The sequence below is a fragment of the Nodularia chucula CCY0103 genome (assembly GCF_963923915.1).
GTDB classification, from domain to species: Bacteria; Cyanobacteriota; Cyanobacteriia; order Cyanobacteriales; family Nostocaceae; genus Nodularia; species Nodularia chucula.
This window is the reverse complement of the sequence record NZ_CAWUOL010000138.1, coordinates 1-8,943: the sequence shown is the minus strand read 5'-3', so window position 1 is coordinate 8,943 and position 8,943 is coordinate 1. Positions and strand designations below refer to the sequence as shown.

Sequence of the window (8,943 nt, the reverse complement as noted above, 5' to 3'; positions counted from 1 at the left end):
GCCTGATTACCTACTCAATTCTCCTCAACTTTTTCTCGACTTTTTCAGCAAACCCCAACTAGGAAAAAAGGGAAAAGGGCGCTATTATAACACAAAAATGGCAATCATACACTAGACTATTTTATTACTGAAATTCCCTAGTGAGTCACCAATGACCTAAAAATTGTAAATCCCTCAAAGCGTGGGCTAGAGAGGGATTTTGGGTATTGGGTTTTTTGAATGCTAGTACCGCAAGGCGGAAGTTACTCATTCAAAAATCAAAAGTCACTCAATACTTTAATTTTAGGCTTTCTGGCTGTTTTAAATGGTAGGTTTATTTCCGCCGACCTGTACTAGGTTAAATTATTTGCTTTCTCAACTGCTTTCTTTAACTCTTCAAAGGTAATACTACCGTCTTCGTCTGAATCATACTGTACTAGTAACTCCTGGGGGCTATTGGTATTTGTTTCGGATGAGATGATTGCAGTTAAGCCAGGACTTAAAAAAAACTCATTAAGGGACACTTTGCCGTCTTGGTCGCGATCTAAGGAATTAAAAAGAGATTGAAGCTCTTGCTCGGTTGCCATAAGTTTCTGTTTGAGTGAATTTTTCCATTTAATATCTCATTAATATCTCATTAATATTTCATTAATATCTCAAAATTAAACAAACTTATATCTTTAGACGTAGAAACGGGTATTGCTGGGGCTTAGATAGTAAAACAAGCAATTGAGAAAGTCGAAGGGAAAAAACAAAATGAATAATCTCAAATACCAAATGGTGATTCAATGGTCAGAGTTAGATAATTGCTTCTTGGTAGGATTCCCGGATTTTCCCGGACAAGAATGGCGAACTCATGGGGATACTTACCAATTAGCAGTAGCCAATGGCGTTGAAGCTTTAGAATCTCTGATGATTGCTTATGAAGCTACGGGCGATGCACCACTACCAGAACCAACAGTGTGTAACGCCGCATAGTTTAAATTTCTGAGGGTAGTGAGACAAATGTTTTAGCTATTAGACTGGATATTCAAAGCATATTCTTTAAACCTTTCCAAGTCAGCTTGAATAGTAGACTCAACTACCCGACCCAAAAACAAATTATCCATAATTTTGCCAATAATCCCAGGGATAGCATAGGAAACGGTCATTTTAACAATACTGCTACCGTGGCGATCGTAAAAGCGAATTGCTCCCTGATTCGGCAAACCATCGACTGATTCCCATTGAATAATTTGTTGGTTGATCACTTTTAGCATCCGGGATTGCCATTTAAATTCCAGACCATTAGTGTTAAGTTTCCATAAAGATATATCTGGATTCTCGGGGGAAATTTTCACAGAATCAATCCACTTCATCCAACGGGGCATTTGCTCTAAATCAGACCATAGACCCCATACTAAATCTATGGGAGCTTCTACTTCAATTTGCACACTATGCTCTAACCACTGTGCCATTTTCTGTTCTTCCTCTGCTTCCTGTGTGCATGGTGCGGTTGGTTATTTCTTTATTTTGTGCGTATCTAAAATCACTTTTGCTGCACGTCTTCCAGAAATAGTTGCTCCTTCCATACTGTCGATGTAATCTTGCTGGGTATAACTACCTGCTAAAAAGAAATTATGCACTGGGGTTTTTTGGTTAGGACGGTAAGGGTCCATTCCTGGTGCTTCCCGGTAGAGAGATTTCGCCAGTTTCACAACGCTATACCAAGTCATATTTAGTTCTCGTGATGAGGGGAACAGTTCATGAACTTGCTTGAGGACGTGTTCGGCGATCGCCTCATTACTTTGTTTAATAAAAGGATCTCCCGGTGTCAATACCAGCTGTAACAACGACCCTTCTCCGGGGCGATAATAATCACTAGGACTAGCCAAAGCCAAATCAGCAAAGCAAGAAAAGTCGGCATCAGCAGTATAGAGCAAATTATCTATGCCCGCCGCATGATTTAGCTGTTTGCGTTGTTCTTCATCTTGAAGTTCTGTTACCCAGCCATCAAATCGCAACTGCACTGTTGCCACTGGAACCGCATCTAATTGATAAATATTATCAAATTCTGGCCATTTACGCCACTCTGCGGGTAATATGCGCTGAATACCGGGAACATCACAGGCAAAAACATAAGCATCAGCCTGAATAATTTCTGTGGAATCACCTTCGGCCACTGCTATCCCCGTGACGTGAGTTTTTCCCTCAGATTCAGTAAATTGAATTTCCCGGACTTGGCGACGGGTATGAATTTGAGTCCCTCTAGCTTCTAAATATTTGAGTATAGGTTTGTGCAAATACTCATCTGGCGAACCTTCCAGCATCCGCATAATTGAGGCTTCGGTTTTAGCAGCAAAAAACTGGAAGATTGTCAACATACAACGGGCAGAAATATGATCACAATCAATAAATCCCAAAGCATAAGCAATGGGATTCCACATCCGTTTAATGCTACCTTCACTACCGCCATGACTGCGGAACCATTCCGCAAAGCTAACTTTATCTAACTTGCGGATAGTTTTCATCGCCCCATCGAAGTCTACCAACCCCCGAACTATAGGGCTAGTACCCAAGGCGATCGCATTTTGTAGCTTATCCTGTAATGATAGTTGAGAAGTCGTAAAAAATGCCTTTAAACCATTGAAAGGCGCACCAGTAAAAAAGCGAAAATCTAAAGTACCAGTGCGCCCCCCTTTGTTAATAAAAGTGTGGGTATGTTCTTTTAGGCGTAAATTTGACAACGCCCCCACTTTTTCCATTAACTCAAATAGTTGGTAGTAACAACCAAAGAATACGTGCAAGCCCATTTCAATATGGTTGCCATCATCATCTACCCAACTACTGACTTTACCACCAACAAATGGGCGGGACTCAAAAATCTGGACTTCATAACCAGCATCAGCCAAATCTACTGCGGTTGCTAGCCCAGCCAGTCCCGCACCCACAATTGCAACACGCATTATTCCATCTTACCTTTTCAGTTTCTTTACAGATTGTAACTGTGTTGGTGTCGGAATTGGCTATTTTTCAAGTTCACTATGTGTTAAGTTAGAGTTTCCATGTATTTATACTGGGTAAGCAAAAGTGCTTTAAAAATTTTCTGGGGTGTTGGTTATTTATTCTCAATTCAGATTTTCCACCTCCAAATGCTGTTCAAATTGATAAAATAACAGTAGTGAGAATTGGTAATCTGGCAATAAAAAAATACCTCCTGAACCAAAACTTAATATTTCCCATGACTGTGATGCAAAAAACTATCAACTTGTGGTAAAAAAAGCCAGTTCAAACCTCTGCGGTTAAATTGAATGGTTTGATTTCGCAGATGGCGATAGTCAAAGCTACCCAGCAAATAAATTTTGTCTAGTCTTGATCATTTGTTTCCGTCCCCCGCATCAATAACGGGGGCTATAGGCATAACGAATCCTAAAAATTAGCGAACAGTTATGATCCCTAATTGTTAGATTCATTGCTATCATTTGATACAGGTAGCCCTCTAATGAGTTCCCGAATTACATCTGTTGCAGGTCTACCCGTTTGTTGACAATATCTTTCTAGTTTTTCTGCTTCCTGTGTTGCCAAATTCACAGTTATACGTTTTACGGCCCATTTTTTATTAGTCATTACCATGTTGTTTGCTGTGTGTTAACAATGTGGAAAGGAAAGATTAAATCAAGATGAAGACGATAAGATTATCAGAGTTTGTGTCAATAAACAAGAAATGTCACTGACACTAAAAAAGTTATCTTGGTCAAATGTATGGATTGCGTCCCAGTAAAATATGAAACTACAATTACTATTGTGACAGATGAGATATCCTAGCCTCTTAGGCAAAAAAAAATTTAACCCTGCAAGGTGTTTATCAAAGGCTGACAAGTTAATTTCCTCAATACATTTGAGATACTTACTCTTGACGAAATCATTTCGCTAAATTATTCTTGATCAACGGAATCTAAGATTTTCTACCAATAAAGGTAAGCAAAGATTCTGAAAAACAACACGTACAACAATTCCACAGGATTCTATTAGCTAGACCTGCATTCATGTGTCTACATCTGTTTTATGGAGAATCATCACCTGCAAGTATTTACTAACAAGTGATATTTTTCAAGATGAAAGTGTTTTTTTCATCTATCCACTGTGATAAAGATTCATTTCTAGCAAGCCAATGACCAAGGAATTAGGAACTCTGGTGCTTATTGACTCACAAGGTAAGAATTTCTTTAATAGTTTTCGAGTGCTGTTTAGTACGATCCTGACATTTTTGAAATTTGTCTGAGATTTTTTTTACTTAGGGATATGCTTTGGTGAAAGATGACATGGGATTTTCTCGTTTTAGTTTTCAGTTCAAATTCACCAATTGCCTAAAAATTTGCTTATATAAACACTTGGAGAAGTGGAAATATACGATGACATTTCCTGTAAAATAGGACGCAGCTTGTTTGTGCATAAGTTCCCTGAGAAGGGAATATACGCAATTAATCAAACTATAATCAGGTGGCCAATGATATTACCCCAGAGTGGGAGAGCATTGGGGAAGCCTTTACCATTGACCTAAAACTTGAAACTTAACTCAGGATATCTAACTAACTCGTCAACACAAGCCACAGATAAATCACAGAGTGTGGACATTTGGGTGTGGACATTTGGGTGAGATTGATATTTATCTGTGGGAATTAGGGGATTTCAAATTCTGGCATGAGTTGGAGAGTGCCAAGACCTAAGACTTTAGGCGAAAGCGATCGCACTTCAAACAAAGCCATCATATCTCGCAATTGGGGATTCCCACGGGAAGCTCCTGTTAACCCTTTGGCAATAATCAAACCGCAGTAACCCTGGGTATTTTTACATCGCTGATTCCATTTTTTGCGGGCTTCTCTATGGGTGAGATCATCATCTAAAAATTCGCCAAACAAGAACAATTCATTATTCTCAGTTTGCAATAAACCCAAGTCATAGCGATCGCCATCAAAAGGATCTGCACCAGGATTAAAACAAATGGCTTTCAATCCCCCAGCTGCGGCAATATTTTCAATCACAGTTTTAGCCTTGGGGCGGGAAGTTTGAATTAAAATCACTGGTAATCCGTCACCTACTTGTGGAATTTCACCAGATTGATGAGTTTTAACTACTTCTCGCAAAGACTCTAGCATTTCCCAAGAAATAACTCCCAAACTGAGAAAAGAATCGTCTGGAATCAAGTCATCTCGCAAAGGGGGAAAATCTTCCAAGTCATCCTCTTCCATCTCAAAACCTGCCATTTCCTCTAATTCTGCTGCCAAATCCGGCAGAGTAGAGACAGTAACAGAGAGAGATTGCCTTGATTCTGAGTCAGAGTTGGGTGGAGAAATGCGATAGCGCTTGCTTAAACTAGGAAAATTCTCATTCTCTAGTTGGCGATGATAATCCCGCATAAAACGGCTCAAGCTCTCCAAAGCCACAAATACGGTCAGTGCTTCTTCTTCATATAAAACAGACCGTAATCCTTCCAGTGGGTGGATATTGCCAAAACTTGGCTCAATGTCTGATGTGGGTAAATCTGCTAAATCCTCATCCTCATCTTCGTCCGTATCATCTTCAGTTTCAAAAGTGAGAAACAGACAATCTTGTTTTAAGAAAGCTTCTTCTAAATGTTCTTGGGATTCATTACCCTCTAAAACTGCGGCTCGGAACTGCTTGAGCGATGCTTCTGAACGATAAAATAGAATGCCATACTCTACGCCTAACATCCCCATAACTGAGGTGTAGAGTGTACCAACATCGCCATTATTAATCTCGATGGCCAAGATTTGTTGTTCTTCTAAAAATTCCCAAGGGGCTTGCTGCCAAATAGTCAGGGCTTTATCAAACAAAGCTTGTGCATATTGGGCAGGTAAACTGGGAACTTGGTTATCCATGATTTCCGTAAACCCACGAAACAGTTCGTCAATTAAGGGCAATTCGGAAACGTAATCAATAGTAATATCTAAATCTTGCAGGACACCGCGCAGGTAAAATTGGATTTCTCGGTCTTTGACGACAATCTTTTGGGGTCTTGCAGGTTTACTAGGGCTTTGGGGATGCTCCATCGCCTGCATTAAAGTCCGAACAATTGCTTCTGGGCCTGTTTCCGGGGATACCACGTCCATTCCTCGGACAACACCCTGTGAACCATCTACCCACAAAATACATTCACCTTTAGCATCTGAGTCTGAATCGAAACCTGGGGGTGATGACATTGGACGGCGATCGCCCTCCCATACAGAAGGAATTTGAGTTAATTTTTTCAACCGACGACTGGTAGAGCGATTAAAACTTGTCATAAAGTAGATTCAGCAAAAATAAGCAATTTAGCAGTAGACTATGGAAATAACTAGCCTTGGGTAAAATCTTCCTGGCTACATCTGAAGAGTCGTTGCAACTGGTGCTTGCCACAAGGCTAAAACTCTAAAAATACCAAATATCTAAACATACCCAATTTCTCAATTCTAGAATAAAAAGTAGTATCTTCTGGGGAATCAGTATTGATAATTTGGTAACGAATCACCGGAAGATAGTTAGAATGAAAACAAAAACCCCAGGTTGACACTGATATCATCACAACCTATATAGCTTAATCGTTACACTAATTAAAGGAGTTGAAACGTTAACATGACACAAGCCACTCAGTCTCAACAACGTGGAATCCTACTGAGCGAATCAGCTTTACGCCAAGTAAAATCCTTGCAGGAAAAGCAAGGTAAAGAATTGTGCCTACGAGTAGGAGTCCGTCAAGGCGGTTGTTCAGGGATGTCTTATATGATGGATTTTGAGGATACTAGTAAGATCACCCCTCAGGATGAAGTTTTCGATTACGACGGCTTCAAAATCGTTTGTGATGGTAAGAGTTTATTATATCTCTATGGTTTAATGCTCGATTACAGCGATGCCATGATTGGCGGTGGTTTCCAATTCACTAACCCCAATGCATCTCAAACCTGTGGTTGCGGCAAGTCCTTTGGAGTGTAAGATGATCAGTGGTCAGTTGCAGCTCATTGTTGACTACTGACTAATAACTCCTGATTATATAAGTATTAACTGATTTGCTATGGCTCAAACAGTTGAATTCCTGTTTGATACAGGTTTGGAACGCTATAAAGCTGGTGAAGCAGCAGAAACTTTAATCCCAGTATTTAAAGAAGTATGCGATCGCTCCCCAGAAATAAGTTCAGCGTGGATTTGTTTATCTTGGTTGTATTTGCTAGACAATAAACCGAAATTGGCTGCGAAAGCGGCACGGAGGGCGGTAAAGTTAAACCCCCAAGACCCACAAGCCAGAATTAACTTGGCCATGTCAATGTTGGAAATAGGTGAAAAAGGATTAAGACAACATATCGACGTAGCCAAACAGTTGATTTTTGTCAATGAAGAATGGGACAAGGAAATTAAAGATAGCATTGCTGATGGTTTAAGTCGTAAACCAGATTGGCAAAGTTTGCAAAAAGTCAAAACCTGGCTATCTGAGTAATCCAGTCTCAGGGATAAAAGCAGAGGGAGAGTATGGAAGCGGGGAAAAAAGTTTTGGTACAACTCCATTTCCATTTATTCCCCCTCTACCCCTCTCTATAACCCTTAACTAGTCCCCAATCTCCCAATCTCCTAATGAAAGAAAAATTATTAAACTGGCTAAACCTAGTTCTAGTCGCTGATGTATTCTTAGTTTTATTTGGCTTTGGCTGGTTGGCGATCGCCGCCATTGGAGATGCTGCCGGAGTAAACTTAGGTTTAGACTTATGGCATCAACTTTGGCAACCTTTGTTTAACCCCGCCATTGGTATCCTCATGGGTGGCGCGCTTCTCAGTGGCTTAGTCAGTTGGGTTTCTCGCAAATTTCAAGCTGACTGAAGTATTTGTGACAATGCCGGTTTTAAATCAGGGTATTGGTACTCAAACCCAGCCCCTAAAGTCCGTTGAGGGATGACTTGCTGACCCTTTAAAACTACCATCGCCCCATCACCTAAAAGAACTTCCAGCGCAAACCCAGGAACAGGTAACCATGAGGGGCGCTGCATGACTTCTCCCAAAGTGCGGCTTAAATCTGCCATCCGCACAGGATGGGGAGCAGTAGCATTATATACTCCTTCCATTGCTGCTTGAGTTATAGCCGCCAAAATCATGTTGACTAAATCATCTAAGTGAATCCATGATAACCACTGGCGACCAGTACCCAGGGGACCACCTGCAAAAAGTTTGAAAGGTGTAATCATTTTCCCCAAAGCACCACCATTACCCAGAACAACGCCCAAACGTAAAATTACTAAGCGCACACCATCTTCTTTAACTCGTTGTGCTTCTGCTTCCCAGCTTTGACAGACTTGAGCCAGAAAATCATCACCAGATGAACTCGTTTCATTAAAGGTAGCCGTTTCGCTCGTACCATAGTAACCAATAGCCGAAGCATTGACTAACACAGAGGGTTGAGGATTAGCTTTGGCGATCGCTTCCACTATTTTTTCTGTACCCAACTGGCGACTCTTGAGGATTTTTTCCTTATGTTCTGCTGTCCAGCGTTCATCTGCAATGGGTTCCCCAGCCAAATTAACTACAGCATCACAACCAGCAATACTATCTTGCCAAGCACCAGATATTGTAGGCGTATAGGCAACAATTTCTACATCAGGAAAAGCTCCGGAGGGAAAAACTCTCTGAGCAGAGGAAGTATTACGAGTCAAAACCAGTATTTTATGACCTTCCTGATGTAGTCGTTCTACTAAACGACTCCCGACAAATCCTGTGGCTCCAGTAATGGCTACTTTCATCATGCAAATGCACCTGAGTGAAACCCTTATTTTAACTTCTAATTCCCTACCTGTTCCCGCTTAAATGTCTTCATCTTCACCCCTACGGTGAGTTATTAACGTAATTTCTGAATCATCTACTCTTTCTAATGTATCGCTATTTTGTAAGAGATTAGGACTTACGCATTGACAAAAGACATCACCTATACACTCTAGTTCATGCGAT

10 protein-coding genes are annotated in these 8,943 nt (G+C 40.7%); 4 read left to right on the top strand and 6 right to left on the bottom strand.

The annotated features are described in order from the left end of the window. Window positions 1-332: 332 nt before the first annotated feature. Window positions 333-566 (bottom strand): EF-hand domain-containing protein, encoded by a 234-nt coding sequence (locus ACM0OP_RS22985; RefSeq protein WP_414530730.1) that lies wholly within the window; start codon window positions 564-566, stop codon window positions 333-335. A 169-nt stretch (window positions 567-735) separates the two neighbouring features. Here ACM0OP_RS22985 and ACM0OP_RS22980 point away from each other — a divergent pair, with 169 nt between their 5' ends. Continuing rightward, window positions 736-957 carry a type II toxin-antitoxin system HicB family antitoxin gene (locus ACM0OP_RS22980; RefSeq protein ID WP_414530729.1) on the top strand — a complete coding sequence of 74 codons (222 nt, stop codon included), beginning with the start codon at window positions 736-738 and terminating at the stop codon, window positions 955-957. Between the two features lie 32 nt (window positions 958-989). Here the strand turns inward: ACM0OP_RS22980 and ACM0OP_RS22975 are convergent, their stop codons facing one another. The 4 genes from ACM0OP_RS22975 to ACM0OP_RS22960 all read right to left on the bottom strand — a co-directional run bounded on the left by ACM0OP_RS22975 (window position 990) and on the right by ACM0OP_RS22960 (window position 6,263). Beyond that, a complete protein-coding gene (locus tag ACM0OP_RS22975) occupies window positions 990-1,436 on the bottom strand; it encodes an SRPBCC family protein (protein WP_414530728.1) in 447 nt (148 codons plus the stop codon). Between the two features lie 42 nt (window positions 1,437-1,478). After that, window positions 1,479-2,924 (bottom strand): 9,9'-di-cis-zeta-carotene desaturase, encoded by a 1,446-nt coding sequence (zds, locus tag ACM0OP_RS22970; RefSeq protein WP_414530727.1) that lies wholly within the window; start codon window positions 2,922-2,924, stop codon window positions 1,479-1,481. 490 nt (window positions 2,925-3,414) lie between these two features. Further along, window positions 3,415-3,591 (bottom strand): ribbon-helix-helix domain-containing protein, encoded by a 177-nt coding sequence (locus ACM0OP_RS22965; protein WP_414530726.1) that lies wholly within the window; start codon window positions 3,589-3,591, stop codon window positions 3,415-3,417. Between the two features lie 1,046 nt (window positions 3,592-4,637). Further along, a complete protein-coding gene (locus tag ACM0OP_RS22960; protein ID WP_414530725.1) occupies window positions 4,638-6,263 on the bottom strand; it encodes a DUF6930 domain-containing protein in 1,626 nt (541 codons plus the stop codon). Window positions 6,264-6,591: 328 nt separating this feature from the next. Here ACM0OP_RS22960 and ACM0OP_RS22955 point away from each other — a divergent pair, with 328 nt between their 5' ends. The 3 genes from ACM0OP_RS22955 (at window position 6,592) to ACM0OP_RS22945 (ending at window position 7,824) form a co-directional block, all read left to right on the top strand. Next, window positions 6,592-6,948, top strand: a complete 357-nt coding sequence (locus ACM0OP_RS22955; protein ID WP_414530724.1) for an iron-sulfur cluster assembly accessory protein — start codon at window positions 6,592-6,594, stop codon at window positions 6,946-6,948. Window positions 6,949-7,027: 79 nt separating this feature from the next. Next, on the top strand, window positions 7,028-7,447 hold the full coding sequence (locus tag ACM0OP_RS22950; protein WP_414530723.1) for a tetratricopeptide repeat protein: 420 nt from the start codon (window positions 7,028-7,030) through the stop codon (window positions 7,445-7,447). 134 nt (window positions 7,448-7,581) lie between these two features. Continuing rightward, window positions 7,582-7,824: a hypothetical protein gene (locus ACM0OP_RS22945; protein ID WP_414530722.1), complete on the top strand. Its 243-nt coding sequence runs from the start codon at window positions 7,582-7,584 to the stop codon at window positions 7,822-7,824. Here ACM0OP_RS22945 and thyD read toward each other — a convergent pair. After that, window positions 7,812-8,738 (bottom strand): thylakoid membrane protein ThyD, encoded by a 927-nt coding sequence (gene thyD / locus ACM0OP_RS22940; RefSeq protein WP_414530731.1) that lies wholly within the window; start codon window positions 8,736-8,738, stop codon window positions 7,812-7,814. The genes ACM0OP_RS22945 and thyD overlap by 13 nt on opposite strands. Window positions 8,739-8,943: the final 205 nt, after the last annotated feature.

Coding starts and splice junctions, on each gene's coding strand:
- ACM0OP_RS22985 (WP_414530730.1), bottom strand. CDS start 566: ATGGCAACCGAGCAAGAGCTTCAATCTCTTTTTAATTCCTTAGATCGC.
- ACM0OP_RS22980 (WP_414530729.1), top strand. CDS start 736: ATGAATAATCTCAAATACCAAATGGTGATTCAATGGTCAGAGTTAGAT.
- ACM0OP_RS22975 (WP_414530728.1), bottom strand. CDS start 1,436: ATGGCACAGTGGTTAGAGCATAGTGTGCAAATTGAAGTAGAAGCTCCC.
- zds (WP_414530727.1), bottom strand. CDS start 2,924: ATGCGTGTTGCAATTGTGGGTGCGGGACTGGCTGGGCTAGCAACCGCA.
- ACM0OP_RS22965 (WP_414530726.1), bottom strand. CDS start 3,591: ATGGTAATGACTAATAAAAAATGGGCCGTAAAACGTATAACTGTGAAT.
- ACM0OP_RS22960 (WP_414530725.1), bottom strand. CDS start 6,263: ATGACAAGTTTTAATCGCTCTACCAGTCGTCGGTTGAAAAAATTAACT.
- ACM0OP_RS22955 (WP_414530724.1), top strand. CDS start 6,592: ATGACACAAGCCACTCAGTCTCAACAACGTGGAATCCTACTGAGCGAA.
- ACM0OP_RS22950 (WP_414530723.1), top strand. CDS start 7,028: ATGGCTCAAACAGTTGAATTCCTGTTTGATACAGGTTTGGAACGCTAT.
- ACM0OP_RS22945 (WP_414530722.1), top strand. CDS start 7,582: ATGAAAGAAAAATTATTAAACTGGCTAAACCTAGTTCTAGTCGCTGAT.
- thyD (WP_414530731.1), bottom strand. CDS start 8,738: ATGAAAGTAGCCATTACTGGAGCCACAGGATTTGTCGGGAGTCGTTTA.